Annotated in this window: 24 protein-coding genes; 18 read left to right on the forward strand and 6 right to left on the reverse strand. The window is 73.0% G+C overall.

The window, feature by feature from the left end; genetic code table 11:
* Positions 1–36: 36 nt before the first annotated feature.
* Together Q3W68_RS15555 and Q3W68_RS15560 are read right to left on the reverse strand one after the other, a co-directional pair.
* Complete coding sequence (locus tag Q3W68_RS15555; RefSeq protein ID WP_302906098.1) at positions 37–1,956, reverse strand: helix-turn-helix domain-containing protein; 1,920 nt, start codon at positions 1,954–1,956, stop codon at positions 37–39.
* A 14-nt stretch (positions 1,957–1,970) separates the two neighbouring features.
* Positions 1,971–2,753: a 3-hydroxybutyrate dehydrogenase gene (locus Q3W68_RS15560; RefSeq protein ID WP_302906099.1), complete on the reverse strand. Its 783-nt coding sequence runs from the start codon at positions 2,751–2,753 to the stop codon at positions 1,971–1,973.
* A gap of 184 nt (positions 2,754–2,937) precedes the next feature.
* Here Q3W68_RS15560 and ruvC point away from each other — a divergent pair, with 184 nt between their 5' ends.
* The 8 genes from ruvC (at position 2,938) to Q3W68_RS15600 (ending at position 12,292) form a co-directional block, all read left to right on the forward strand.
* Positions 2,938–3,465 (forward strand): crossover junction endodeoxyribonuclease RuvC, encoded by a 528-nt coding sequence (gene ruvC, locus Q3W68_RS15565; protein WP_071095759.1) that lies wholly within the window; start codon positions 2,938–2,940, stop codon positions 3,463–3,465.
* On the forward strand, positions 3,462–4,064 hold the full coding sequence (ruvA, locus tag Q3W68_RS15570; RefSeq protein WP_302906100.1) for a Holliday junction branch migration protein RuvA: 603 nt from the start codon (positions 3,462–3,464) through the stop codon (positions 4,062–4,064). The genes ruvC and ruvA overlap by 4 nt, the downstream gene beginning before the upstream one ends.
* On the forward strand, positions 4,061–5,125 hold the full coding sequence (gene ruvB / locus Q3W68_RS15575; RefSeq protein ID WP_302906101.1) for a Holliday junction branch migration DNA helicase RuvB: 1,065 nt from the start codon (positions 4,061–4,063) through the stop codon (positions 5,123–5,125). The genes ruvA and ruvB overlap by 4 nt, the downstream gene beginning before the upstream one ends.
* A 140-nt stretch (positions 5,126–5,265) precedes the next feature.
* Positions 5,266–5,610 carry a preprotein translocase subunit YajC gene (gene yajC, locus Q3W68_RS15580; RefSeq protein WP_199733067.1) on the forward strand — a complete coding sequence of 115 codons (345 nt, stop codon included), beginning with the start codon at positions 5,266–5,268 and terminating at the stop codon, positions 5,608–5,610.
* 223 nt (positions 5,611–5,833) lie between these two features.
* On the forward strand, positions 5,834–7,741 hold the full coding sequence (gene secD, locus Q3W68_RS15585; RefSeq protein WP_302906102.1) for a protein translocase subunit SecD: 1,908 nt from the start codon (positions 5,834–5,836) through the stop codon (positions 7,739–7,741).
* A gap of 1 nt (position 7,742) precedes the next feature.
* The gene (gene secF, locus Q3W68_RS15590) at positions 7,743–8,930 is read left to right on the forward strand and encodes a protein translocase subunit SecF (protein WP_302906103.1); all 1,188 of its coding nucleotides are present in this window, start codon (positions 7,743–7,745) and stop codon (positions 8,928–8,930) included.
* A 97-nt stretch (positions 8,931–9,027) separates the two neighbouring features.
* Complete coding sequence (locus Q3W68_RS15595; protein ID WP_120573853.1) at positions 9,028–9,594, forward strand: adenine phosphoribosyltransferase; 567 nt, start codon at positions 9,028–9,030, stop codon at positions 9,592–9,594.
* 250 nt (positions 9,595–9,844) lie between these two features.
* Entirely contained in the window at positions 9,845–12,292 is a 2,448-nt protein-coding gene (locus Q3W68_RS15600; RefSeq protein ID WP_302906199.1) for a bifunctional (p)ppGpp synthetase/guanosine-3',5'-bis(diphosphate) 3'-pyrophosphohydrolase, read from the forward strand.
* A 72-nt stretch (positions 12,293–12,364) separates the two neighbouring features.
* Here the strand turns inward: Q3W68_RS15600 and Q3W68_RS15605 are convergent, their stop codons facing one another.
* Entirely contained in the window at positions 12,365–13,207 is an 843-nt protein-coding gene (locus Q3W68_RS15605) for a peptidylprolyl isomerase (RefSeq protein ID WP_302906104.1), read from the reverse strand.
* 94 nt (positions 13,208–13,301) lie between these two features.
* Complete coding sequence (locus tag Q3W68_RS15610; RefSeq protein WP_302906105.1) at positions 13,302–14,171, reverse strand: peptidylprolyl isomerase; 870 nt, start codon at positions 14,169–14,171, stop codon at positions 13,302–13,304.
* 236 nt (positions 14,172–14,407) lie between these two features.
* Here Q3W68_RS15610 and Q3W68_RS15615 point away from each other — a divergent pair, with 236 nt between their 5' ends.
* From Q3W68_RS15615 to Q3W68_RS15625, 3 genes are read left to right on the forward strand one after another with little or no spacing between them, the layout of a single operon-like run.
* Positions 14,408–15,127 carry an MBL fold metallo-hydrolase gene (locus Q3W68_RS15615; RefSeq protein WP_302906106.1) on the forward strand — a complete coding sequence of 240 codons (720 nt, stop codon included), beginning with the start codon at positions 14,408–14,410 and terminating at the stop codon, positions 15,125–15,127.
* 54 nt (positions 15,128–15,181) lie between these two features.
* Positions 15,182–16,522 (forward strand): histidine--tRNA ligase, encoded by a 1,341-nt coding sequence (gene hisS / locus Q3W68_RS15620; RefSeq protein WP_302906107.1) that lies wholly within the window; start codon positions 15,182–15,184, stop codon positions 16,520–16,522.
* Positions 16,523–16,573: 51 nt separating this feature from the next.
* Entirely contained in the window at positions 16,574–17,509 is a 936-nt protein-coding gene (locus Q3W68_RS15625) for an acyl-ACP desaturase (protein ID WP_302906108.1), read from the forward strand.
* Positions 17,510–17,668: 159 nt separating this feature from the next.
* On the opposite strand, the gene Q3W68_RS15630 is transcribed toward Q3W68_RS15625, so the two are convergent.
* Complete coding sequence (locus Q3W68_RS15630) at positions 17,669–18,169, reverse strand: PaaI family thioesterase (protein WP_302906109.1); 501 nt, start codon at positions 18,167–18,169, stop codon at positions 17,669–17,671.
* A gap of 55 nt (positions 18,170–18,224) precedes the next feature.
* Between Q3W68_RS15630 and Q3W68_RS15635 the strand changes: the two genes are divergently transcribed.
* From Q3W68_RS15635 to Q3W68_RS15660, 6 genes are all read left to right on the forward strand, one after another.
* On the forward strand, positions 18,225–18,701 hold the full coding sequence (locus tag Q3W68_RS15635; RefSeq protein ID WP_302906110.1) for a helix-turn-helix domain-containing protein: 477 nt from the start codon (positions 18,225–18,227) through the stop codon (positions 18,699–18,701).
* A gap of 201 nt (positions 18,702–18,902) precedes the next feature.
* Entirely contained in the window at positions 18,903–19,949 is a 1,047-nt protein-coding gene (locus Q3W68_RS15640; protein WP_302906111.1) for a S1 family peptidase, read from the forward strand.
* A 443-nt stretch (positions 19,950–20,392) separates the two neighbouring features.
* On the forward strand, positions 20,393–22,216 hold the full coding sequence (gene aspS / locus Q3W68_RS15645; protein WP_302906200.1) for an aspartate--tRNA ligase: 1,824 nt from the start codon (positions 20,393–20,395) through the stop codon (positions 22,214–22,216).
* 64 nt (positions 22,217–22,280) lie between these two features.
* Positions 22,281–23,090 (forward strand): sugar nucleotide-binding protein, encoded by an 810-nt coding sequence (locus Q3W68_RS15650; RefSeq protein WP_302906112.1) that lies wholly within the window; start codon positions 22,281–22,283, stop codon positions 23,088–23,090.
* Positions 23,091–23,151: 61 nt separating this feature from the next.
* Entirely contained in the window at positions 23,152–23,766 is a 615-nt protein-coding gene (locus tag Q3W68_RS15655; protein WP_302906113.1) for a helix-turn-helix domain-containing protein, read from the forward strand.
* Positions 23,763–25,127, forward strand: coding sequence for an MFS transporter (locus Q3W68_RS15660; protein WP_302906114.1), 1,365 nt, complete (start codon positions 23,763–23,765; stop codon positions 25,125–25,127). Before Q3W68_RS15655 ends, Q3W68_RS15660 begins: the two co-directional genes overlap by 4 nt.
* A gap of 94 nt (positions 25,128–25,221) precedes the next feature.
* On the opposite strand, the gene Q3W68_RS15665 is transcribed toward Q3W68_RS15660, so the two are convergent.
* Positions 25,222–25,962, reverse strand: coding sequence for a GNAT family N-acetyltransferase (locus tag Q3W68_RS15665; protein WP_302906115.1), 741 nt, complete (start codon positions 25,960–25,962; stop codon positions 25,222–25,224).
* Between the two features lie 132 nt (positions 25,963–26,094).
* Between Q3W68_RS15665 and Q3W68_RS15670 the strand changes: the two genes are divergently transcribed.
* Complete coding sequence (locus Q3W68_RS15670) at positions 26,095–26,307, forward strand: hypothetical protein (protein WP_013285485.1); 213 nt, start codon at positions 26,095–26,097, stop codon at positions 26,305–26,307.

Here is a 26,307-nt window from a genome sequence, read left to right on the forward strand (position 1 = left end):
CCGGACGGCGTCTCCGGCCGGCCCGCCGCGCGCCGCTCAGCGGGCGGGCGTGCGCAGCCGGTGCAGGCGCAGCGCGAGCTGCACCTCCAGCGCCCGCTCCGGCCGCTGCCAGTCCGCGCCGAGCAGGTTCCCGACCCGCTCCAGCCGCTGGGTGACCGTGTTGACGTGCACGTGCAGCTGTTCGGCGGCGCGCGCCAGGCTGCCGCCCACGCCGAAGTACGCCTCCAGCGTCTTCACCAGCGCGGTGCCCCGCCGGGCGTCGTAGTCCAGCACCGGCCCCACAGTGGTGGCGAGGAACCGGGCCACGTCCCGGTCCCCGGCGTCGCCGACCGCGCCCAGCAGCAACCCGACGAACCCCAGCTCGGCGGTGCTCGCCCCCTGCCCGGCCCGGCCCAGCGCGCCGAGCGCGGACAGGCACCGCTCCGCCTCGGCGAACGTGACGGCCAGCGACGCCGGACCGGTCGACGGCCCGCTCGCCCCGGCGGTCACCGGCCGGCCGGTCACCCGGGACAGATCCCGGGCCACCGCGCGGGCCGCACCACCGGCGTCGTGACCGGGCAGCATCAGCACCACCCGCCCGTCGCGCGCCGCCGCCAGTCCACCCCGGGTCGAGGCGTACGTGGTGGCCCAGGACAGCACCCGCTGCCGGGCCGAGCCGGTCTCGGCGAACGCGTCGTCGCCGACCGCCACCAGCACATGCGGCGCGTCCAGGTCCACCCCGATCCGGCGGGCCCGCGCCCGCAGCGCGTCGGCGTCACGCAGCGGCCGGGCGATCAGGTCGTCCAGCAGTTCACCGCGCACCCGCCCCTCCGCCTCGGCCACGGTCCGGCGGAACAGCAGCAGCAACGCGGTCACCAGCGCGGCGCGCTCCAGGATGCGCTGGTCGGCGTCGACCAGCTCGTCGTCCGGGCGCAGCACCAGCGCGCCCAGGTTCTCCGCGCCGGCCACCACCGCCGCGTACCAGAGCGGGCCCCGGCGCACGCTGCGCCCCTCGGTACGCGACGCGGCCACCGCCTCCACGATGTCGGCCCGGTCCGGCTCCTCGATCTCACCGACCCGGGCCAGCCGCCGGCCCTCGGCGTCCAGCGCCAGCAGCGCGCCGCCGAGCACCTCGGTGACCGCCGCCGCCACGTCCTCCATCCCGCCGCCACGCACCACCAGCGCGGTCATCCGGTCGTGCGCCGCGGCGGCGCGCTCCACCGAGCTGCTGTGCGCCCGGATGGTGCTGTTCGCCGCCGACAGCTCCGCCAGCGCCGCCCGGGTCTCGGCCAGCAGCCGCGCGGTGTCGATCGCCACCGCCGCGTGCGCCGCCAGCGACACCAGCAGCGACACCTCCTCGCGGGCGAACGGCCGGGCCGAGCGGTTCGCCGCGTACAGCACGCCGATCACGCTGGACCCGAGCCGCAGCGGCACACCGAGGATGGCCACCAGGCCCTCCTCGCCCACCCCGCCGTCGATCTCCCCGGTGTGCCGGAACCGCTCGTCCTCCTGGTAGTTCGAGGTGACGTACGGGGTGCCGGTCTGCGCGACCAGCCCGCCGAGCCCGTCGCCCAGCTCCAGCCGCAGCCGCTGGAACCGGGCCGAGATCGAGCCGTCGGTGACCCGCATGTACGTGTCGCCGCGCTCGTCGTCGTTCAGCGTCATGTACGCCACGTCGGTGCCGAGCAGGATGCGCGCCCGGTGCACGATCGCGCGCAGCACGTCGTCCAGGTCGCGCAGCCCGGCCAGGTCGCTCGCGGTGTCGTACAGGCCGGACAGCTCGGTCTCCCGGCGGCGTCGGCGGGCCAGCAGCGCCCGTACCCGCAGCGCCACCACCTTCGCCTGCTCCAGCTCGGCAAGCCGTTCGGCGGGCAGGCCGGCGGCGCGCGCGGCCACCAGCGGGCCCTCGAACTCGACCGCGGCGGCCTCGCGCGCCAGCAGCTCCAGGAACTCGACCGGCGACGACATGACCGACATTGTGCGGGGGGCCACTAGTTCGCCGTCCAGCCCCCGTCGAGGGCGATCGAGGTGCCGGTGAGGAACGCGGCGGGCGGGGAGCACAGGTACGCCACCAGTTCCGCCACCTCCGCCGGCTCGATCAGCCGCTTGATCGCCGCCCGGGCCAGCATGATCTTCTCGACCACCTCGTCCTCGCCGATGCCGTGGGTGGCCGCCTGGTCGGCGATCTGGCTCTCCACCAGCGCGGTGCGCACGTACGCCGGGTTGATGCAGTTGGCCGTGACACCGTGCGCGGCACCCTCCAGCGCGACCACCTTGGACAGGCCCTCCAGCGCGTGCTTGGCCGAGACGTACGCCGACTTGAACGGCGAGGCGCGCAGCCCGTGCACCGAGGAGATGTTCACGATCCGGCCCCAGCCGTTCGCGTACATCCGGGGCAGCGCGCGGCGGATCAGCAGGAACGGGGCCTCCACCATCACCCGCTGGATGTACTCGAAGCGCTCGACCGGGAAGTCCTGCACCGGCGCGACGTGTTGCAGGCCGGCGTTGTTGACCACGATGTCGGCGTCGACGTCGAGCCGGTCCACCGCCGCCGGGTCGGCCAGGTCGATCCCCACCGCCCGGCCGCCGGCCTCGGCCGCCACCGCCTCGGCCGCCGCCACGTCGCGGTCCAGCACCACGACCGTCGCGCCGGCCGCCGCCAGGCGCAGGGCACAGGCCCGTCCGATGCCGCCGCCACCACCCGTGACCAGCGCGGTGCGACCGGTCAGGTCGACGTGTACGACGTGGGGGACCGCCACGGGTTCTGCCGTCATGGCGCATGAACGTACGAGCCGGGTGCCCCCTGGCACATGGGGCGGCGACACATACTCCACGGCCCGCGTGTGTGGTGCGCCGCGTCACCGTCCGCGCCCGGCGTGTCCGCCCGCCCCGGTGTCGGCGCGCACCAGTAGGGTGTGTCGAACACACGTACTGCTGGCGGCTCGGGGAGGAGGCGGCGTGCGCGTGCTGGGCGTCGACCCGGGCCTGACCCGGTGCGGGGTCGGCGTGGTCGAGGGCGTGCCGGGCCGCCCCTGCACGCTCGTGGCCTACTACGTGGTCTACACCGACCCGGAGGACGACCTCGCGCTGCGCCTGCTGCACCTGGACCGCTCGCTCACCGGCCTGGTCGCCGAGCACCGGCCGGACGCGGTCGCCGTGGAGCGCGTGTTCAGCCAGCACAACGTCCGCACCGTGATGGGCACCGCGCAGGCCAGCGGCGTCGCGGTGCTCGCCGGGGCACGGGCGGGGCTGCCGGTGACGACGTACACGCCGAGCGAGGTGAAGGCCGCGGTGACCGGCTCCGGCCAGGCCGACAAGAAGCAGATGACCACCATGGTCACCCGGCTGCTGCGGCTGCCCGAGCCGCCGAAACCGGCCGACGCCGCCGACGCCCTGGCGCTGGCCATCTGCCACGTGTGGCGCGGCGGCACCCGGTCCAAGCTGGCCGCGGCCGCGCAACGGGCCCGACGAGGAGGGACGCGATGATCGCGAGCGTACGCGGCACGGTGACCGCCACCGGCCCGGATCACGCGGTGGTGGAGGTGGGCGGCATCGGCCTGGCGGTGCAGTGCGCCCCCGGCACGCTCGCCGACCTGCGCGTGGGCCAGCCCGCCCGGCTCGCCACCAGCCTGGTGGTCCGGGAGGACTCACTCACCCTCTACGGCTTCGCCGACGACGACGCCAAGCAGCTGTTCGAGCTGCTTCAGACCGCCAGCGGGGTCGGTCCCCGGCTGGCCCAGGCGGTGCTCGCCGTGCACACGCCGGACGCGGTCCGCAAGGCCATCGCCAACGCCGACACCGCCGCGCTGACCCGGGTGCCGGGCATCGGCAAGAAGGGCGCCGAGCGGCTGGTGCTGGAGCTGCGCGACCGGGTCGGCCCGGTGCCGGTGGGCGTCGACGGCGCGGCCGGGGTGACCGCCGGGGCCTGGCCGGAGCAGGTCCGTCAGGCGCTCGTCGGGCTCGGCTGGACGGCGGCCCAGGCCGAGCAGGCGGTGGCCGCGGTGGCAGAGACCGTCGACGGCGAGACCCCGCCGGTGCCGGTGCTGCTCAAGCAGGCCATCCGCCTCCTGGGCCGGACCCGATGAACGGGGAGAACCTGGTCTCGGCGTACGTGGACGACGCCGAGCGGGACGCCGAGGCGAGCGTCCGCCCGAAGCGGCTCGACGAGTTCATCGCCCAGCACCGCGTCCGCGACCAGCTCGACCTGCTGTTGCAGGGCGCGATGCGGCGCGGCTCCCCGCCGGACCACATCCTGCTGTCGGGTCCGCCAGGCCTCGGGAAGACGACCCTGGCCAACATCGTCGCCGCCGAGCTGGGCACCGGGATCCGGGTGACCAGCGGCCCGGCCATCGAGCGTTCCGGCGACCTGGCCGCGATCCTGACCAGCCTCGCCGAGGGCGACGTGCTGTTCATCGACGAGATCCACCGGATCGCCAAGCCGGCCGAGGAGCTGCTCTACAGCGCCATGGAGGACTTCCGGGTCGACGTGGTGGTCGGCAAGGGGCCGGGCGCCACCGCGATCCCGCTCGACGTGGAGCCGTTCACGCTCGTCGGCGCCACCACCCGGTCCGGTCTGCTGACCGGCCCGATGCGCGACCGGTTCGGCTTCGTCGCGCACCTCGACTTCTACGCGCCGGCCGACCTGGAGACGCTGCTGCACCGGTCGGCCCGGATCCTGGGGGTGCCGATCACCGCGGACGGCGCGGCGGAGGTCGCCGGCCGGTCCCGGGGCACCCCGCGTATCGCGAACCGGCTGCTGCGCCGGGTCCGCGACTACGCCGAGGTGCGTGCCGACGGCGTGGTCACGCTGGAGACGGCACGGGCCGCGCTGACCGTCTACGACGTGGACGCGCTGGGCCTGGACCGGCTCGACCGGGCGGTGCTGACCGCGCTGGTCGACTCGTTCCGGGGCGGCCCGGTGGGCCTGTCCACGCTCGCCGTTGCGGTGGGGGAGCAGCCGGACACGGTCGAGGAGGTCTGCGAGCCGTTCCTGGTCCGGGCCGGGCTGCTGGCCCGTACGCCGCGCGGGCGGGTGGCCACCGAGGCCGCCTGGCGCCATCTGGGCCGTACGCCCCCGAATGGTACATTTGGTACGGATGCCCCTCCGGGGCCCGATCTGTTCTCGGTGCAGACCGACCAGCCGTGATCCGTTCGTGATCTGTGCCGCATTCGGTCTTCTCAGGAGCAGGGACTAGACTTCGCCGCGGTTTGTACAGGACGTGAGAATCCGCTTCCGCTGCGGCGCCCTCCGGCGCCGGGGTGGAGGCCAACCGGAAGGTCTACACCGTGCTTTACGCAGCAGCGAGTGGCGGGGGAGCCGGCAGTCTGACGCCGATCCTCATGATCGCTCTGCTTTTCGTCGTCATGTACTTCATGATGATCCGTCCGCAGCAGAAGCGCCGCCGCGAGGCCGAGCAGATGCAGGCCGCACTCGCCCCGGGCGACGAGGTGGTCACCATCGGCGGCCTGCACGGCACGGTCACCGCGGTCGAGGACGAGACGGTCCTGCTCGAGGTCGCCCCGGGAGTGCAGACCCGGTACGCCCGTCCCGCCGTCGCGCGGGTGATCAAGCGCTCCGAGGCGCCGGCGGCCGAGACGATCACCGAGGAAGCCGAGCCGGTCAAGGAGTGACCCACGCCCCGGAAGGGGCAGCGGATTCATCCGTACAAGTGGATAGTTGGGGTCGGCGCGCGGCGCCGGCATCCGGCCGGGCCGTGCGGCGCCCCCGCGCCGCGCTCCAGCCGGCGTGCCGTCCTCCGGTGCCGACCCGCCGGAGCAGTCGGGCGGACACCCCCGGCCCGACAGTTGTCGCCGCCGTGGAAGCGGCGCGACCGTACAGGGAGACAGGACAGCCGTGGCACCACCTCAGGGACAGATGCGGCCCGGACGGCAGCTCGCCGTGCTCGGGCTCATCTTCGTCGTCCTCTATCTATTGGTGTTCTTCTCGGGCGGCGCCAGCGGCGGCTGGAAGGACCGGTTGGAGCCGCGGCTCGGCCTGGACCTCGTCGGCGGCACCCGGCTGACGCTCGAGGCCACCAACACGGTGGACGGCAAGCCCCCGACCGCCGACAACCTCGAGGAGGCCCGCCAGATCATCGAGAGCCGGGTCAACGCGTACGGCGTGGCCGAGGCCGAGGTGGTCACCGAGGGCAACCGCAACATCGTCATCTCCCTGCCCGGCCAGAACCGCGACCTGACCGACGTCGGTGAGGCCGCCGAGCTGCGCTTCCGCAAGGTGCTCAAGGCCACCGACGGCAGCGGCGCCGCGGCCGCGCCCGCGCCGACGCCGAGCGCCACCCCGTCCGGAGCCGCCACCCCGTCGGGCAGCGCGTCGCCGAAGGCGAGCGCGAGCCCCAAGGTGAGCGGGTCGCCGAGCGCCGGCGGGCAGGGCGGCATGGCCCCGGCGTCCCCGTCGGCGACGCCGAGCGCCGCCGCGCCGAGCACGAGCCCGAGCGCCGCCGCGCCGAGCCCGAGCGCCAGTGCCGAGCCGGTGCCGCAGAGCATCGAGCAGCAGCGCAAGGCCGTCGAGCAGAAGGTCGGCGCGGCCGCCTGGGCCGCCGCCTCGGGCCTGCAGGCCCCGGCGGACCTGACCACCGACCCGTCGCTGGCGGACAAGCTCAAGCCGTTCGGCACGCTCTCCCCGCAGGAGGTCGCGGTCCTGCCGGTGGAGATGCAGTTCAACGTCCCGACCATCACCTGCGCCCAGCTCGACAAGCGGCCCGCCGCCTCGATCAAGGACGAGAAGCAGAAGGCGGTCGCCTGCGAGTCCGGCGCGAAGTACCTGCTGGACGTGGCCAAGGTGCTGGGCACCGACGTCAAGAACGCCTCCGCCCAGCTCGACCAGACCAGCTCCTGGGTGGTCAGCCTCAACTTCACCGGCAGCGGCCAGGAGAAGTGGACCGCGCTGACCCGCGAGGCGTTCAACAACGAGGGCCAGGCCTGCGACCAGACCGCGCTCGGCCAGGACGGCAAGTGCCGCGTCGCCGTGGTGCTGGACAACGAGATCGTCTCGTCCCCGGAGATCCAGGGCGTGCTGACCGGTGACTCGCAGATCACCGGCAGCTTCGACAACAAGGCCGCGAACGCTCTCGCCAGCCAGCTGCGCTACGGCGCGCTGCCGGTGACGTTCGAGCCGCAGGAGCAGCAGAACGTCACCGCGACGCTCGGCGACAGCCACCTCAAGGCGGGTCTGCTGGCGGCCGGCATCGGCATGCTGCTGGTCATCATCTACTCGTTCTTCTACTACCGGCTGCTCGGCTCGGTCATCTTCCTGAGCCTGGTGCTCTCCGCGCTGCTGGTCTTCGGTGCGCTGGTGGTGCTCGGCCGGTCGATCGGCTTCACGCTCACGCTCGCCGGCATCGCCGGCATGATCGTCTCACTGGGCGTCGCGGCGGACTCGTTCGTCATCTACTTCGAACGACTGAAGGACGAGATCCGGGAGGGCCGCAGTCCACGCAGCGCGGTGCCGCGCGCCTGGATCCGGGCCCGCCGGACGATCATCTCGGCGAACGCCATCACGCTGATGTCGGCAGTGGTGCTCTACATCGTGTCCGTCGGCGCGGTGAAGGGCTTCGCCTTCGCGCTCGGCCTGGCGACCGTGCTCGACCTGGTCGTCGTGTTCCTCTTCCGCCACCCGATCATGACGATGTTCGCCCGTACCCGGGCGTTCCTGTCGCCGCGGGTCAGCGGTCTGGGCCGGGCACTGCCGGCCCGTTCGGCCGAGCCGGGCACCGCCCGCAACCCGCGTGTGAAGGAGGCCTGAGATGGCTAAGAGCGGTCTGGCCGCCCGGCTCTACCGGGGTGAGGCGGATCTCAACATCGTCGGGCGGCGCAAGCTGTGGTTCGGCGTAGCAGGCGTGCTCATGCTGATCGCCGTGCTGAGTTTCGCGATCAGCGGCTTCAAGCTGGGCATCGAGTTCGCGGGCGGCAACTCGTTCCAGGTGCCGGCCAGCGTCGGCACGCTGGACCAGGCCGAGCGGACCGTCGACGAGGTGCTGGCCGACGAGGCGCCGGGCGTCGAGGTGGTCAGCGCGCAGAAGGTCGGCGGCACCAGCGGCGAGTTCTACGAGATGCGCACCGGCCAGCTCTCCGCCGAGCAGGCCAACGCGGCCAAGACCGCGATGGCGCAGGAGTTCGGCATCCAGGCCGACCAGATCAGCGGCAGCCAGGTCTCCGAGGCGTGGGGCAGCCAGGTCACCTCGCGCGCCTTCCTCGGTCTGGTGATCTTCATCGCGGTGGTGTCGATCTACCTGGTGCTGCGCTTCGAGTGGCGGATGGCGGTCGCCGCCATCGTCTCGCTGCTGACCAACCTGGTCCTCACCGCGGGCATCTACTCGCTCGTCGGCTTCGAGGTCACCCCGTCGACGATCATCGGCTTCCTCACGATCCTGGGCTTCGCGCTCTACGACGTGGTGGTGGTCTTCGACAAGGTGCAGGAGAACACCCGCGGCATCACCGCGAACAACAACATGACCTACGGCGAGGCGTCGAACCTGGCGCTCAACCAGAGCCTCATGCGGTCGCTGAACACCTCGGTGGTGGCGCTGCTGCCGGTCGGCGGCCTGCTCTTCATCGGCGCCGGCCTGCTCGGCGCGGGCACGCTGAAGGACCTCGGCCTGGTGCTGTTCGTCGGTATGGCGGTGGCGTTCCTGACCTCGATCCTGCTGGCCACGCCGCTGCTGGTGCTGCTGAAGAACATGGACCCGCGGATCAGCGCGCACAACAAGCGGGTGCTGTCCCGCCGGGCCGCGCTCGCCCGGGGCGAGATCACGCCGAAGGGCCCGCGTACCGCCGCGCCGGCCGCCGACGCGCCGATCGACCCGGAGGCGGCCGCGCTGGCCGGCGCCGCACCGAAGGTGGGCGCCCGGCCCGCCGGCAAGCGCCCCAGCGGCGCCCGCGGTGGCCGCCCCGCCGGGGGCGGCGGCAACCGGCCCGGCGGCAAGCGCCGCTGACCGTAGGGCCGGACGGAATCGGTCCGACGGCGTCCGTCATGCTGATGTCACGGCATGACGGACGCCGTCGTCGTTTCGAGAGGACATGGGACGCACCGTGACGGAGACCCACACCGCAGGGGTACGCGGAGACAGCGGCCCGGAGGTCGCCCAGCTCGTCGCCAGCCGGTTGCTGGACGTGCCGGACTTCCCCAAGCCGGGTGTCGTGTTCAAGGACCTGATGCCGCTGTTCGCCGACGGTGAGGCGTTCCGGGCGGTCATCGACGGCATCATCGCGTACCACGGGCGGGACTCGTTCGACACGGTCGCCGGCATCGAGGCGCGCGGGTTCGTGCTGGCGGCGGCGGTCGCGTACGCCACCGGCGTCGGCGTGGTGCCGGTGCGCAAGGCCGGCAAGCTGCCCCGCGCCACCCACTCGGCCTCCTACGCGCTCGAATACGGCGAGGCGACGCTGGAGGTGCATCAGGACGCCTTCACCGCGGGCCACCGGGTGCTGGTGCTCGACGACGTGCTCGCCACCGGCGGGACCGCCGAGGCCACGCTCGACCTGGTGGAACGGGCCGGCGGGACGGTGGCCGGGTTCACCGTGCTGCTGGAGCTGGGCTTCCTCGAAGGCCGTAAGCGGCTGGCGCAGCGCCCGGTGCATGCCCTGTTGACCGTTTGACCAGGCCGGCCCGTCGGGCCGGTCGGCGCGGACCGTCCGGGGGAGCGGTGGCGTACCCTGCGTACGGGTAGCATTGCCCTTTGCCCGACCCGGCCGAGATCTCCGGGGCGGCGAAGGCGCCGGGGCCCGGCCCCGGCGACCGCGTGGAACAACACCGGCCCCCGGGCCGGTTGAACCAGACGTCGGCCGGACGGCCGGCGCATCCCGGCGAGCGGTGAGGAGGCCGGTGTCCCACGATGTCGTCCCTCCGGTGGAGGGCACGGTGCACCCGACAGGCGACGCGGACGGCTCGGTGACCGAGCGCAGCGGCAACCCGCCGGCCCGGGCGACCGGCGCCACCGGCGGCGCATCCGACGCGCCGGCTGACGGCGGGGCGGTCGTGGTGCCGTTCCCGACCGAGGGTTCCACCGAGTCCACGCCCGGCAGCGGTTTCGCGCTCTCCAACGCACCCACCGGCCGGCGGGTGCGCGCCCGGCTGGCCCGGTTCAACGCGCCCTGGCAGACCTCGCAGGTCAGCGAGGTGCTGGAGCCGCTGATCGCTACGCACCGGGAGAACCACCCCAAGGCCGACGCGCGGCTGCTGCAGCGCGCCTTCGACACGGCCGCGCGGTGGCACTCGGGGCAGTACCGCAAGTCCGGCGACCCCTACATCACGCACCCGCTGGCAGTGGCGACCATCCTGGCGAACCTGGGCATGGACACCACCACGCTGGTCGCGGCGCTGCTGCACGACACCATCGAGGACACGGAATACACGCTCGACCAGATGCGCGCCGACTTCGGCGGTGAGGTCGCGCTGCTCGTCGACGGCGTCACCAAGCTCGACAAGGTCAAGCTCGGCGACGCGGCGAAGGCCGAGACCATCCGCAAGATGGTGGTCGCGATGGCGAAGGACCCGCGGGTCCTGGTGATCAAGCTGGCCGACCGGCTGCACAACATGCGGACCCTGACCTTCCTGCCCCGCCCCAAGCAGGAGCAGAAGGCCAAGGAGACGCTGGAGATCCTGGCCCCGCTGGCGCACCGCCTCGGTATGAACACGATCAAGTGGGAGCTGGAGGATCTCGCCTTCGGCACGCTGTTCCCGAAGCGGTTCGAGGAGATCAACCGGCTGATCGGGGAGCACCAGCCGCAGCGCGAGGCGCTGCTGCGCCAGGTGACCCAGAAGGTCTCCACCGACCTGAAGGCCGCCAAGATCAAGGCGGAGACGACCGGGCGGCCGAAGCACCTCTACTCGATCTACCAGAAGATGATCGTGCGGGGGCGCGACTTCAACGACATCTACGACCTGGTCGGCGTGCGGATCCTGGTCGACACGGTTCGGGACTGCTACGCGGCGCTGGGCGTCATTCACGCCAACTGGCAGCCGGTCCCGGGCCGGTTCAAGGACTACATCGCCATGCCCAAGTTCAACATGTACCAGTCGTTGCACACGACTGTCATCGGGCCCACCGGCAAGCCGGTGGAAATGCAGATCCGCACGTACGCGATGCACCGCACCGCCGAGTTCGGCATCGCCGCGCACTGGAAGTACAAGGAGCACAAGGGCACCCCGGTGGTGGGCCCGCCGGCGCACATCGACGAGATGACCTGGCTGCGGCAGCTGCTGGACTGGCAGCGCGAGGCGGCCGACCCGAGCGAGTTCCTGGACGCGCTGCGGTTCGACCTGTCCAGCCAGGAGGTGTACGTCTTCACCCCGAAGGGTGACGTCATCCCGCTGCCGACCGGGTCGACGCCTGTGGACTTCGCGTACGCGGTGCACACCGAGGTCGGGCACAAGTGCATCGGGGCGCGGGTCAACGGCAAGCTGGTGCCGCTGGAGTCGACGCTGTCCAACGGCGACGTGATCGAGATCTTCACGTCGAAGTCCGACACCGCCGGCCCCACGCAGGACTGGCTGGGCTTCGTCAAGAGCCCGCGCGCGCGTACGAAGATCCGCCAGTACTTCAACAAGGAGCGGCGCGAGGAGGCGATCGAGGCCGGCAAGGACGCGATCGTCAAGGCGATGCGCAAGCAGGGCATGCCGTTGCAGCGGATGCTCACCTCGGACGCGCTCATGGCGATCGCCCGGGACCTGCACCTGGCCGACGTGGCCTCGCTCTACGCGGCGGTCGGCGACAGCCAGGTCTCCGCGCAGTCGGTCGTGCAGAAGCTGATGGCCTCCTACGGCGGCGAGGAGGGCGCGGCGGAGGACATCGCCGAGACCGCCGTCGCCACCCGGCCGCCGCGCAGCCGGCAGAGCAGCGCCGACCCGGGCGTCGTGGTCCGCGGTGTCAGCGACGTCTGGATCAAGCTGGCCCGCTGCTGCACGCCCGTACCGCCGGACTCGGTGTTCGGGTTCGTCACCCGCTCCGGCGGGGTCAGCGTGCACCGGGACGACTGCGCCAACGCCGAGGACCTGCGCGCCCAGCCCGAGCGGGTGGTCGAGGTGAGCTGGAAGCTCACGTCCGCCTCCACGTTCCTGGTCGCCATCCAGGTCGAGGCGCTGGACCGGCACAAGCTGCTCGCCGACGTGACGCGAGTGCTGTCCGAGGAGCGGGTGAACATCCTCTCCGCGACCGTCACCACCACCCGCGACCGGGTGGCGGTGAGCCGGTTCAGCTTCGAGATGGCCGACCCGAAGCACCTCGGCCACCTGCTGGCCGCCGTGCGGAAGGTCGACGGCGTGTTCGACGCGTACCGGGTCACCTCGGGGGCCTGAGCCACAGGCGTAGGCGAAAGCGCCCGCCGGCTGCGATCAGCCGGCGGGCGCTTCGTCGTCGTGCGGGTGCGGTCAGCCGCCCTCGACCGGGCTCATCGTCACCTTGGTCATGGTGATCTCCTTCTTCGGGTGACCACCGCCGGCCTGCTTGGCGAACGCGCCGTCGTCACCGGCCGCGGCGACCTGCTTCACCACGTCCATGCCACCGGTGATGGTGCCCAGCACGGTGTAGTTCGGGTCGAGCGGCGAGTCGCCGTACACGATGAAGAACTGGCTGCCGGTGCTGCCCGGCTGGCCGGAGTTGGCCATCGCGATGACACCCTCCGGGTACGGCGGGCGCTTGTCGGTGGGCAGGTTCTCCTCGGCCAGGTTGTACGACGGGCCGCCGGTGCCGTCGGTGTCCCGCCAGCCCTTGCCGGTGGCGCTCGGGTCGCCGCACTGGAGCACCTTGATGCCCTCGGTGACCAGCCGGTGGCACTTGGTGTTGTCGAAGAAGCCCTTGCTCGCCAGGTGCGTGAAGCTGCCGGCGGTGCAGGGCACCTTGGCGCGGTCGATCTTGGCGGTGATCGGGCCCAGGTTGGTGTCGATGGTCATCGTCTGGGTGCCCTTGCCGGACTGCTGGGCCGGCGGGAGGCCGACGTCCTTGATCTGCGCCGGACGGCCCTCCTTGGGCACCTCCGTGTACGCGCACTGGACGGCGCCGGCCCCGGCGGCGGTGCCGCCCTGCTTCTCGTCGTCGTCGCCGAGCGCGGCGACGAGCCAGACCGTGCCGGCCACGACGAGCACCAGCACCGCCGCGGCCCCGACGATCGCCTGGGTCTGCCGGCGCTTGCGGGCCCGGCCGGCCCGTTCCGCCATCTCCCGCTCGAGCTTGGCCCGCGCCGCCGCGCGCTGGCGGTCTCTGGTGGACGTCACGGTCACTCCTCACCTGCTGCGTATGGGGTCGGCGCGCGCGCCGCCGGGTCACGTGTGGGTCACCGGCGGCGGGCCGCCGGATCGGTTCGTCGGGTCAGCCCGCGCTGGCGCTGGGCGAGGGCGCGGGGCTTTCGGCCGGCGCCGCGCCGGGCTCGCCGACTGTGACGCTCTGGACCAGCACCTGCGTCTTCGGCTTGACCTTGGCGCCGTTGCCATTGTCCACCGTCGGCATGGCGCCGATCTTCTCCACCACGTCGAGCCCGCCGGTGACCTTGCCGACCACCGAGTAGGCCGGCTTGGCCGGGCTGGCGTCCTTGAAGAAGATCAGGAACTGGCTGCTGTTGCTGCCGGGCGGGTTGCCGATCATGGCGACCGTGCCCTTCGGGTACGTCGCCGGCTGGCCGGGCGCCGGCGAGGCCGACGGGCTGGGCTCCGGCGCGGCCGGGACGTTCTCGTCGTAGAACGAGTAGGTCGGGCCGCCGAGCCCGGTGCCGGTCGGGTCACCGCAGCGCAGCGCGCCCTCGGCGGTGATCTCGTGGCAGGTGGTGTTGTCGAAGAACGACCGGCCGGCCAGGTAACTCAGGCTCGCCGCGCCGCACGGCGCGTCGGTCTGGTCCAGCTCGACGGTGATCGGCCCACCCTGGTTGGTGGTGATCGTCATCGGGCGGGTGCCCGAGGTCGGCAGGCCCGTGGTGGGCGGCTGGCCGACGTCCTTGAGGTTGGTGTTGACGGCGCCGTCCTCCGCGGTCCACAGGCAGACGTCCTCGGCGGCCTTCTTCTCCGGCTCGGAGTCGAACGCGCCGAGTGCCCAGGCGGAGCCGGCCACGATCAGCACGAGCACCACCGCGGCACCCACACCGGCCCGGATCTGCCGGCGGCGCTTCGCGACCGCCGCCCGCCGGGCGAGCTGCCGGTCGAGCTTGGCGCGCGCCAGTTTGCGCTGCCGGTCCCTGCTGGAAGCCACGCGCGCTCCCCTTCCTCTGCCTGATCGCCGCCGGCGCCGGGCGCCGTCCGCCGTTCCGATCGGGGTGCGCCACGCCACACGCCCGCCAGAGTGTACGGGTACCGACTGTGAATGTGGTGTACGAGGTCCCGCCGGTTCCGTCCGGGCCGGGGTGGGTGGGCCGGTGGCGGACGGAACCCGCTGGCCGCTACGACTAGGCTGCAGGAGGACGACGACCGGACGGAAAGGGGAGCGACGTGCTCGTGGCCGGCTTTCCCGCGGACGCCTTCGGCACCAACTGCTATGTGGTGGCGACCGGGCCGGGGGAGCAGTGCGTGGTGGTCGACCCCGGCATCGGGGTGCTCGACCGGCTCGACGCCGTGCTCGCCGAGCACCGCCTGCACCCGGCCGCTGTGCTGCTCACCCACGGCCACCTGGACCACACCTTCTCCGTCGCCCCGGTCTGCGGCGCGCGGGGCATCCCCGCCTACGTCCACCCGGACGACCGGGAGCTGCTGGCCGACCCGAGCAAGGCGCTGTCGATGGACCTGACCCAGCTGTTCGGCGGCCGGCTGCCGTACGCCGAGCCGGACGACGTGGCCGAGCTGACCGACGGCGCGACGCTGTCGCTGGCCGGGTTGGAGATCACCGTCGACCACGCCCCCGGCCATACCGGCGGGTCGGTGCTGTTCCGGTTGCCCGGCGCCGGCTCGCCCTGGGAGGCGGAGCAGATCTGCCTCTCCGGTGACGTGCTGTTCGCCGGCTCGATCGGCCGCACCGACCTGCCGGGCGGCAGCATGCCCCGGATGCTGACCAGCCTGCGGGACAAGGTGCTCCCGCTGGCCGACGACACGGTCGTCCTGCCCGGCCACGGCCCCGCGACCACCATCGGCCGCGAGCGCGCGACCAACCCGTACCTCGTCGAGGTGGCGGGCACCGGCGGCGCGCGCCCGGCCGCGCCCACCCGCGGCCTCTGACCGCCGCGGCCCACGACGTTCGCCCGCGCACCGCGCGGGATCGAGGAGTACGCCATGAGCAAGCCCACGCCCATCTCCGGCTTCCCCGAGTGGACGCCGGCGCAGCGGATGATCGAGCAGTTCGTGCTCGACCGGATCCGCGCCACGTTCGAGCTGTACGGCTTCGCGCCGCTGGAGACCCGCTCGGTCGAGCCGCTGGACCAGCTCCTGCGCAAGGGGGAGACGTCCAAGGAGGTCTACCTGCTGCGCCGGTTGCAGGCCGACACCGACGGCCCGGCCGGTGACGACGCGCTCGGCCTGCACTTCGACCTGACCGTGCCGTTCGCCCGCTACGTGCTGGAGAACGCCGGCAAGCTCCAGTTCCCGTTCCGCCGCTACCAGATCCAGAAGGTGTGGCGGGGTGAGCGCCCGCAGGAGGGCCGCTACCGGGAGTTCCTCCAGGCCGACATCGACATCGTCGACCGGGACACGCTGCCGGCCCACTACGAGGCTGAGATGCCGCTGGTCATCGGCGACGCGCTGCGGTCGCTGCCGATCCCGCCGGTGCGCATCCAGGTCAACAACCGCAAGATCTGCGAGGGCTTCTACCGGGGCATCGGGCTGACCGACGCGGAGGCGGCGCTGCGCGCCGTCGACAAGCTGGACAAGATCGGCCCGGCCGGGGTGACGGAGCTGCTGGCGAGCACCGCCGGGGCGAGCGAGGCGCAGGCCAAGGCAGTGCTGTCGCTGGCCGAGATCTCCGCGCCGGACGCCTCGTTCGCCGACGCGGTGCGCGGCCTCGGGGTGAGCGACCCGCTGCTGGACGAGGGCGTCGCGGAGTTGACCGCCGTGGTGGAGACCGCGGCCGCGCACGCGCCCGGCCTCTGCGTGGCCGACCTGCGCATCGCGCGGGGCCTGGACTACTACACGGGTACGGTCTACGAGACGCAGATGATCGGCTACGAGCGGTTCGGCTCGATCTGCTCCGGCGGCCGGTACGACAATCTGGCCAGCTCGGGCAACGTGCGGTTCCCCGGGGTGGGCATCTCGATCGGCGTGACCCGGCTGCTCGGCCTGCTGTTCGGCGGGGAGGCGCTGTCGGTGTCCCGTTCGGTGCCGACCTGCGTGCTGGTGGCGGTCACCGCCGAGGAGGACCGGGCGGCCAGCGACGCGGTCGCGGCGGCGCTGCGGTCGCGCGGTGTGCCCACCGAGGTGTCCCCGTCGGCGGCCAAGTTCGGCAAGCAGATCCGGTACGCCGAGCGGCGCGGCATCCCGTACGTCTGGTTCCCCGGCGCGGACGGCGACGAGGTCAAGGACATCCGTTCCGGCGAGCAGGTGCCCGCCGCTGCGGGGGAGTGGACGCCGCCCCGGGCGGACCTGAAGCCGCTGGTCGGCCCGGCGGGCACTGGCGTCTGAAGACGTTTCGACCTACGGTGGCGTAAGTTACGCCACCGTAGGGAGAACGTCGTGACCGTGCTCAGCCAGACCGCTCTGCTCACCGAACTCGAGCCGGTGGTCGAGAAGAACCTCGACCGCCACCTGTCGCTGGCCAAGGAGTGGTTCCCGCACGAGTACGTGCCGTGGAGCGAGGGCCGCACCTTCGACGGTCCGCTGGGTGGCGAGGCGTGGTCGCCGGAGGACTCGACGCTGCCCGAGGTGGCCCGTACCGCGCTGATCGTCAACCTGCTCACCGAGGACAACCTGCCGTCGTACCACCACGAGATCGCCACCCTGTTCGGCCGCGACGGCGCGTGGGGCACCTGGGTGCACCGGTGGACCGCCGAGGAGGGGCGGCACGGCACCGCGATCCGCGACTACCTCACAGTGACCCGGGCGGTGGACCCGGTGGCGCTGGAGCGGGCCCGCATGGTGCACATGTCGGCGGGCTACCAGAACGTGCACGACCAGGAGATGCTGCACTCGCTGGCGTACGTGTCGTTCCAGGAGCTCGCGACCCGCATCTCGCACCGCAACACCGGTCGGGCCACCGGTGACCCCGCGTGCGAGGCGCTGCTGGCCCGGGTGGCCGCCGACGAGAACCTGCACATGGTCTTCTACCGCAACCTGCTCGGCGCGGCGTTCGAGTTGGCGCCGTCGCAGGCCATGCGCGCCGTCGCCGACGTGCTTGCCGACTTCCAGATGCCCGGCGTGGGCATCGACGGCTTCGCCCGCAAGTCGGTGGCGATCGCGCTGGCCGGCATCTACGACCTGCGCCAGCACCGCGACGACGTGGTGATGCCGGTGCTGCGGCAGTGGAACCTGTTCGACGTGACCGGCCTGAACGCCGACGGCGAAGCCGCCCGCGAGCAGATCGCCGCCCACCTGGACACCCTGGAGACCCAGGCGTCCCGCTTCGAGGAGCGCCGAGCCGCCCGAGCCGCCCGCGTAGCCGCAACCCGCTGACTCCTCCCGCCCCCGTCCCCGCTCCCCGCTCCCCGCCCCCCGCTCCCGCGATCTTGCACTTTCGGCCCTCGCAAATGCCGCGAAAACGGCATAGCGAGGGCCGCAACTGCAAGATCGCCGGGTCGAGAGGGACGGAGGTCGGGGAGGGAGGGGAGGGGGTCAGGGGAGGGGGAAGATGAGGCAGGTTGAGGTGGCGTGGGCTACCAGGCGGTTGGCGGGGTCCGTGAGGCGGGCCTCGGCCAGGGCGGTACGGCGGCCCCGCTGGAGCACGGTGCCTTCGCACCGCAGCAGTCCGGTGTCGACGGTGACCGGGCGCAGGAACTTCACGTTGAGGTCGAGCGACGTGTAGCCGACGCCGGCCGGCAACGTGGTGTGCACGGCGCACGCCGCGGCCGTGTCCAGCAGGGTGGAGATGACGCCGCCGTGCACGGTGCCGAGCGGGTTGTAGTGGAACTCCTGCGGCAGCAGTTCGACAGCCACGCGCCCCTCCTCGGCCTCCATCCGGGACATGTCGACGAGGTGCATGATCGGCGGCGCGGCCAGCTCGCCGGCGATCATCGCCTGCATCAGTTCCAGGCCGCTGCGCCGGCCCAGGTGCGCGGCGCCGGCCGCCGGGTCGGACCAGGTGAACGTGCGGGTGCGCTCCTGCGTCTGTGTCATGGACTCAGCCTCGCAGCGCGTTGCTGAGTCTGTCAATCAGACCTAGCCTGTCGGCATGAGACCCGCGGCACTGGACTGGTCGGTGGAGAACTGCACCATCGCGCGCGCCATGGAGATCCTCGGCGAGCGCTGGACCCTCGTCGTGCTGCGCGAGGTCTTCAACGGCGTACGCCGGTTCGACGACATGCGGGTCCGCACCGGCATCCCGCGCCAGGTGCTGACCAACCGGCTCGCCATGCTCGTCGAGCGCGGCGTGCTGCGCCGGGAGCCGTACCGTGAGCCGGGCAGCCGGCCGCGGCACGAGTACCGGCTCACCGAGATGGGGCTGGACCTGTGGCCGGTGCTCGTCGCGGTGCTCGGCTGGGGCGACCGCTACCTGGCCGGCCCGGAGGGCTCCCCGCTGAGCGTGGCGCACCGTGACTGCGGCGCCGAGGTCCGGGTCGCGTTGCGCTGCGCCGAGGGGCACGAGATCACCGAGGCGCGCGACGTGCTGCCCCGCCCGGGCCCGGGCGCCCGCCGCCGCACACCCTGAGTCGGTCTGACAGATGATGTCGATGTTGTTGCTCCCGCGTTACATCGGGTGCCGGTGCGAATCCGGGCAAAGTCATGTCTTGCTTACGATCTTAAATGTGTGAATACTTTGGGCACCCGGGCGGTTTCCCCAGGTCGCCCGGGTTGTCCTCGGGCGCGCCCCCATGACAGCGCCCGTTCACCCCCATTCGGAGGTTGTTACATGCGACCCACGAGGTCCACGCTCCGCCGCGCCGCCGCAGTCGCCGTCGCCGGCACCCTGGTCACCGGCTCGCTGCTCGGCGCCCCCGCGCAGGCCGCCCCCACGGCCCTCTCGCCGGACGCCGCCGCCACCCTCGTCGAGAAGCTCGGCGCCCGCGCGGCCGGCACGTACGCCGACGCCAGCGGCAAGATGGTCGTCACGGTGACCGACACCGCGACCGCCCGCCAGGTGCGCGCCGCCGGCGCCATCCCGAAGATCGTGGCCCGCGGAGCGGACAAGCTCAACGCCGCCGCCGGCGAGCTGGAGCGCTCCGCCAAGATCCCCGGCACCGCCTGGTGGACCGACCCGGCCACGAACCAGGTCGTCGTCTCCGTCGACAGCACCGTCACCGGCGCCAAGCTGGAGCGGGTCAAGGCCGCCGCCGCCCGGCACAACGGCGCGATCCGCATCGAGGCCGAGGCCGGCGTGCTGAGCACCCGGATCTCCGGCGGCCAGGCGATCTACGCCAGCGGCGGCCGTTGCTCGCTCGGCTTCAACGTGCGCAGCGGCTCGACGTACTACTTCCTCACCGCCGGCCACTGCACCAACATCGGCTCGACCTGGTACTCCAACTCCAGCCGCACCACCGTGCTCGGCACCCGGACCGGCACCAGCTTCCCGGGCAACGACTACGGCATCGTCCGGCACAGCAACTCGGCCAACGCGGCCGGCAACGTCTCGCTGTACAACGGCAGCTTCCAGGACATCACCTCGGCCGGCAACGCGTACGTCGGCCAGTCCGTCCGCCGTTCCGGCAGCACCACCGGCCTGCGCAGCGGCAGCGTGACCGCGCTCAACGCGACCGTGAACTACGCCGAGGGCAGCGTCTCCGGCCTCATCCGCACCAACGTCTGCGCCGAGCCGGGCGACAGCGGTGGCTCGCTGTTCAGCGGCACCACCGCGCTGGGCCTCACCTCCGGCGGCAGCGGCAACTGCTCCTCCGGCGGCACTACCTACTTCCAGCCGGTCACCGAGGCGCTCAGCCGCTACGGCGTGAGCGTCTTCTGATCCGCGTACTCCACGAACGGGCCGCCGGGCGACCGGCGGCCCGTTCCGCGTACCCGGTCAGGCGCCTGCTCCGAGGCGGCCCGGACCGATCGGCGGGCCGCCCGGCCGGGGCGGGTCCGACGGCCGGACCGTCCAGTGCCGGTGGGCCCGCCGCGCGGACAGCACCGCGACAAGCGGCCAGAGCGTCACCGCGAGCGCTGCCACCCGCGGGCGCCGGCCACCGTCCAGCCCGCCACCAGCAGTGCGGGCGCGGCGGCCGCGGTGGCCACGGCCCAGCTCGGTACGGCACGCACCCGGCCACGGTGAACCGCCGGACCCGGCCCGCACCGCGCTTTGGTCACGCCCCGCGGCGGCCCGGCTCGACGGGTGCCGGGGAGCGGGCCCGCCCGCCCTGACAGAATGCGGGGGAGCAGTGAGTGGACCAGATTGAGGAGACGCCAGCCGTGATCCGTACCCACAATGCCGGAAGCCTGCGCGCCGCGGACGCCGGCTCGACGGTGACGCTCGCCGGGTGGGTGGCCCGCCGGCGCGACCACGGCGGTGTCATCTTCGTCGACCTGCGTGACGCCTCCGGCGTGGTGCAGGTGGTCTTCCGCGAGGAGGACGCGCACGCGCTGCGCAACGAGTTCTGCGTCAAGGTCACCGGCGAGGTGACCCGCCGCCCGGAGGGCAACGAGAACCCGGACCTGCCCACCGGCGAGATCGAGGTGACCGCGTCCGAGCTGGAGGTGCTCTCCGAGGCCGCGCCGCTGCCGCTGCCGGTGGACGACCAGATCGAGGCCGGCGACGACATCCGGCTCAAGTACCGCTACCTGGACCTGCGCCGGGGCGGCCCGGCCAAGGCGATGCGGCTGCGCTCGCGGGCCAACCAGATCGCCCGCGGCGTGCTGCACGAGCGGGACTTCCTGGAGATCGAGACGCCGACGCTGACCCGCTCCACCCCGGAGGGCGCCCGCGACTTCCTGGTGCCGGTGCGCCTGCAGCCCGGTAGCTGGTACGCGCTGCCGCAGTCGCCGCAGCTGTTCAAGCAGCTGCTCATGGTCGGCGGCATGGAGCGGTACTACCAGATCGCCCGCTGCTACCGCGACGAGGACTTCCGCGCCGACCGGCAGCCCGAGTTCACCCAGCTCGACATCGAGATGTCGTTCGTCACCGAGGACGACGTGATCGATCTGGGCGAGGCGATCGTCTCGGCGCTGTGGAAGGACCTCGCCGGCTACGAGATCGCCCGGCCGATCCCGCGCATCACCTGGCACGACGCCATGTCCCGGTACGGCTCGGACAAGCCGGACCTGCGCTACGGCGTGGAGCTGACCGAGCTGACCGACTACCTGCGCGGCACCGAGTTCCGGGTGTTCGCCGGCGCGATCGACGCGGGCGGCTACGTCGGCGCGGTGGTCATGCCCGGCGGCGCGTCGCAGACCCGCAAGGAGCTGGACGGCTGGCAGGACTGGGCCAAGGCGCGCGGCGCGCGCGGCCTGGCGTACGTGGTGCTGGACGCCGAGACCGGCGAGCCGCGCGGCCCGGTGGCGAAGAACCTGTCCGAGGCGCACCTGTCCGGCCTGGCCGACGCGGTCGGCGCGAAGCCCGGCGACGCGATCTTCTTCGCCGCGAGCACGAACACCCGCGAGGCGCAGGAGCTGCTCGGCGCGGCCCGGATCGAAATCGCCAAGCGGGCGAAGCTGATCGACGAGAGCGCCTGGGCGTTCTGCTGGGTGGTCGACGCGCCGATGTTCGAGCGGACCTCCGACCAGGAGAACGGCGGAGCGGGCGGCTGGACCGCCGTGCACCACCCGTTCACCTCGCCGAACGCCGACTGGGTGGACCGGTTCGAGTCCGCGCCGGACCGGGCGCTCGCCTACGCGTACGACATCGTCTGCAACGGCAACGAGATCGGCGGCGGCTCGATCCGTATCCACCGGGGCGACGTGCAGCAGCGGGTGTTCGACCTGCTCGGCATCACCGCCGACGAGGCGCAGGACAAGTTCGGCTTCCTGCTGGAGGCGTTCAAGTACGGCGCCCCGCCGCACGGCGGCATCGCGTTCGGCTGGGACCGGGTCTGCATGCTGCTGGCCGGCGCGGACTCGATCCGTGAGGTGATCGCGTTCCCGAAGACGCGGGGCGGGTTCGACCCGCTGACCGGTGCGCCCACCCCGATCACCGGGCAGCAGCGCGCCGAGGCCGGCATCGACGCCAAGCCGAAGGCGCCGGCCGGCCCGCACGCCGGCACCGCCGGCCCGGCCGCCCCGGTGGCCGACCCCACCTGATCCTCGCCTGCCGGAAAGGCCCGCGTCATGATGACGCGGGCCTTTCCGATCTTCAGGGGGACTGATGCACCTGCTCGTGGTGGGAGCCAGCGGCTTCCTCGGCGCCGAGGTGTGCCGGCAGGCGGTCGCCGCCGGGCACCGGGTGACCGGCACGTACCACTCCGCCGCCGTCGCGGTGCCGGGCGTCGCGACGCACCGGCTCGACGTCACCGACCGCGCCGCCGTACGCGAGCTGCTGATTCGGGTACGCCCCGACGCGGTCGTCGCCACCCCCTACCGGTACGACGACTGGGCGGTCACGGCGGACGGGGCGGCCCACATCGCGGTAGCCGCCGCCGAGGTGGGCGCCCGGCTGGTGCACCTGTCCAGCGACGCGCTGCACGCCGGGCGGCCCACGCCGTACGCGGACGAGGACGTGCCCACGCCGCTGCACCCGTACGGCGCGGCGAAGGCGGCGGCGGAGACGGCCGTGCGGGCGGTGGACCCGGGCGCGGCGGTGGTGCGGACGTCGCTGATCGTGGGGGAGGGCAGCAGGCAGATCCAGCTCTGCCGGGACGCGCTGGCCGGGCGGGCCACGTTGTTCACCGACGAGCTGCGCTGCCCGGTGCACGTCACCGACCTCGCCGCCGCGGTGCTGGAGCTGGTGCCGGGCGACTACGCCGGGCTGCTCAACGTGGCCGGGCCGGAGGCGGTGAGCCGCGCCGAGCTGGGCGTGCTGGTGGCCCGGCACGACGGGGTGGACGCGGGTGCGCTGCGCACCACCACGATCGCCTCCGCCGGGCAGCACCGCCCGGGTGAGGTGGTGCTGGACTCCGCCCGCGCCGCGGGGCTGCTGCGGACCCGCCTGCGGGGGATCACCGAGCTGTACGGCTAGTTGCACAGATTCTTTGCAAGCCTATTGTGCATGGAAAGTGTGCACAGATATTGTGCGTCCTATGGAGGAGAAGAACGAGCGCACCGTCCGCATCGACCACCGCCAGGTCCGTGCCCTGGCCCAACCGCTGCGCATGCGGCTGGTCGGGGCGCTGCGCGTGGGCGGCCCGGCCACCGCCACCGCCCTCGCCGAGGCGCTCGGCACCAACAGCGGCGCGACCAGTTACCACCTGCGCCAACTCGCCGAGGTGGGCCTCGTGGTGGAGGACCCGAGCCTCGGCACCGGCCGCCAGCGCTACTGGCGGGCCGCGCACGACGTCACCAACTGGGAGTCCAGCGACTTCGACGACGACCCCGACGCGCGGGCGGCCATCGAGTGGATCGAGGCGGACTACGTCCGCTTCTTCGCCCAGCACGCCGAACGCTGGTTCGCCCAGCGGCACCGGTGGTCGGCGGACTGGCGCGACGGCTTCGGCATGGGCGACTTCTTCATGCGGATTCCGGTCGACCGCCTCAAGGCGATCCAGGAGGAGCTCTTCGCGGTCTTCGAGCGGCACCGCGACGCCACCGACCCCGACGACCCCGACGCCGAGACGGTGCAGTTCTACCTCGCCGCCCTGCCGATGGACGCGGCCTACCCGCGGTCCACCCCGCCGCCTGCCGAGGAGAAGCCGTGACCACGCTGTCCGTACGCCAGATCCGGTCCCGCTACCTCACGCTCTACGGCCTGCGCTGGCTGCCGAGCGGCCTGCTCATGCCGGTGATGATCCTGCTGATGCAGGAGCGCGGGCTCACGCTCTCCCAGATCGGCCTGGTCGCCACCGCGCAGGGCCTGGTGGTGCTGGCGCTGGAACTGCCCACCGGCGGCTTCGCCGACGCGCTCGGCCGCAAGCCCGTGTTGCTGCTCGCCTGGGCCATCGGCCTGGGCTCGCTGGCGCTCATGGCGGTGGCCGACTCGTTCTGGATGTTCTTCCTGGTCTGGGCGTTGCAGGGGATCTACCGGGCGCTCGACAGCGGCCCGCTGGAATCCTGGTACGTCGACGCCACGCTGGCCGCCGACCCGAACGCCGAGTACGAGCGCGGCCTCGGCTGGGCGGGCACCGTGGCCGGTGTCGCCATCGGCGCGGGCGCGCTGCTCAGCGGCGGGCTGGTCGCGCTCGGCCCGGTCGGCCCGGTCAGCGCCCTCGCGCTGCCGGTGATCGTCGCCGCCGTGCTCCAGGCCGTCTCCATCGTGGCGCTGCTGTCGCTCATGGCGGAACGGCGGCCCGCGTCCGGCCCGGCGGCGCTGCGCGCCTCGGTGGTCGACGCGCCCCGGATGGTCGGGCAGGCCGTCGGCCTGCTGCGCCGCAATCGGGTGCTGCTGGCCCTGGTCGCCGTCGAGCTGTTCTGGGGCTTCGGTATGGTCACGTTCGAGTCGCTGCTGCCGGTACGCCTCTCCGAGGTGCTCGGCGACCCGGACCGGGCGGCGGCGCTGCTCGGGCCCGCCAGCACGGCGGCCTGGCTGGCGAACGCGGCCGGCGCCGCCCTCACCCCGTTCCTGCTGCGCCGCCTCGGCGCCGCCCCGGCCGCCGCGCTGATGCGAGTCCTGCAGGGCGTCACAGTGGTCGGCATGGGGCTGCTGGCCGGACCGGTCGGCATCCTCATCGCCTACCTGGCCTGCTACGCCGTGCACGGCGCGTCGAACCCGCTGCACATGGGGCTGCTGCACCGGCAGGTCGACGGCCCGTACCGGACCAGCGTGCTCTCGCTGAACTCGATGGCCGCCCAGCCGGCCGGCGCGCTCGGCGCGGTCACGCTGACCGCGCTGGCCGACGCCACGAGCGTCAGCGTCGCCATGATCGTCGGCGCCGTGATGCTCGCCGTGGCCGCGCCGCTCTACCTGCCGGCCTGGCGCGCCGCCCGCCGTACCCCGCCGGACGTCGCCGTGGAGCCGGAGGCGACGGCCGGTCCCGGCCACTCCGGTCTGGCGCCCGAGCCGGCCGGCCCGTCCCTCGACGCCGCAGCGGCAGCCGCACCGGCCCCTGCCGGCCGCGACTGACCCCGGCCGTCCGCCCGGAACGGACGAGATCTTGGTACGCGAGCGCCCCGACGGGGGCCGTTCCGTACCAAGATCTCGGCGTGGGGACGCTGCGTCAGGCGAGCCGGATCGACGTGCGGCGTTCGGTGGCGGTGAAGCCGAGCCGGCGGTAGAGCCGGATCGCGCCCACGTTGTCCGGGTAGACACCCAGCGCCACCGCGTCGTACCTGCCGAACAGGGCACACGTCATCCCGGCGGTCAGCGCCGCGCCCAGCCCTCGGCCGCGATGCCCGGGCGCGACCGTCAACCCGGCCAGGAAGCCGACGTCGCCCCGGCTGCGATCGGCGCCGCAGGCGAGCAGGCGGTCACCGTCGCGGATGCCGTACCAGTCGACGACGCCCGGGTCGCCCGGCCGTGAGGTGGTGCTCGGGAACGCCTCCTCGATCAGCGCGGCCAGCGCGGGACGGTCGGCCGCGGTGAGGCGTACCACCCGGTCCTGCTCCGGCTGGTGCGGCGGCGGCCCGGTGGTCCAGAGGAAGTCCCACTCGGTCAGCCCGGCCACCGGCAGCCGCGCGGACACCTCGTCCGGATCCGCCCGGGGCAGGTTGATCGACCGGCCGGCCGGCAGCGTCCCGTCCGCCCGCCGGGCGGCGAAGACGTCGAGCGCCGGGCCGGGAGCGCCGACCGCGCCGCCGGCCGACCACTCGCCCGGCGGGAGCAGCCACCCGACCGCGCCGCCGTGCCGCCATCCCCGCGCGGGCTGGTCGCGCCGGAGCGCGTGCCGGGCGTACGGGTGGTTGCCCGTCGCGGCGAGCAGTGCCTCCGGCCCGGTCAGCTCCTCGTCGACCGTGATCATCACGCCAGCCTACGAGCACCCCCGGCGTGTACCGGAGGCCGGGCACCGCCTGTTCCACGGTGGAGATTGACGAACAGACCGATTGGGTACATCCGTCGCCGACCTGCTGGGAACCCCCACCGGAGGAACGACATGCTCGCCATTCTCGCGGCCATCGTGTTCGGTTTCGCGCTGCTGCTCGACTTCATGAACACCGACCTCGGCGCACCCGATCTGTTCAGCACCACGACCCTCATGCTCATCGGCTTCCTGCTGCTCTCGCTCTACCTGGCCGGCGTCGGCTCCGGCCCGCGCGGCGGCGGTGGCGGCCGGTGGTACCGGGGCCGGCGACCGGGTCGCGGCTGA

The organism is Micromonospora sp. C28ISP2-4, assembly GCF_030519385.1.
Taxonomy (GTDB): Bacteria; Actinomycetota; Actinomycetes; order Mycobacteriales; family Micromonosporaceae; genus Micromonospora; species Micromonospora tulbaghiae.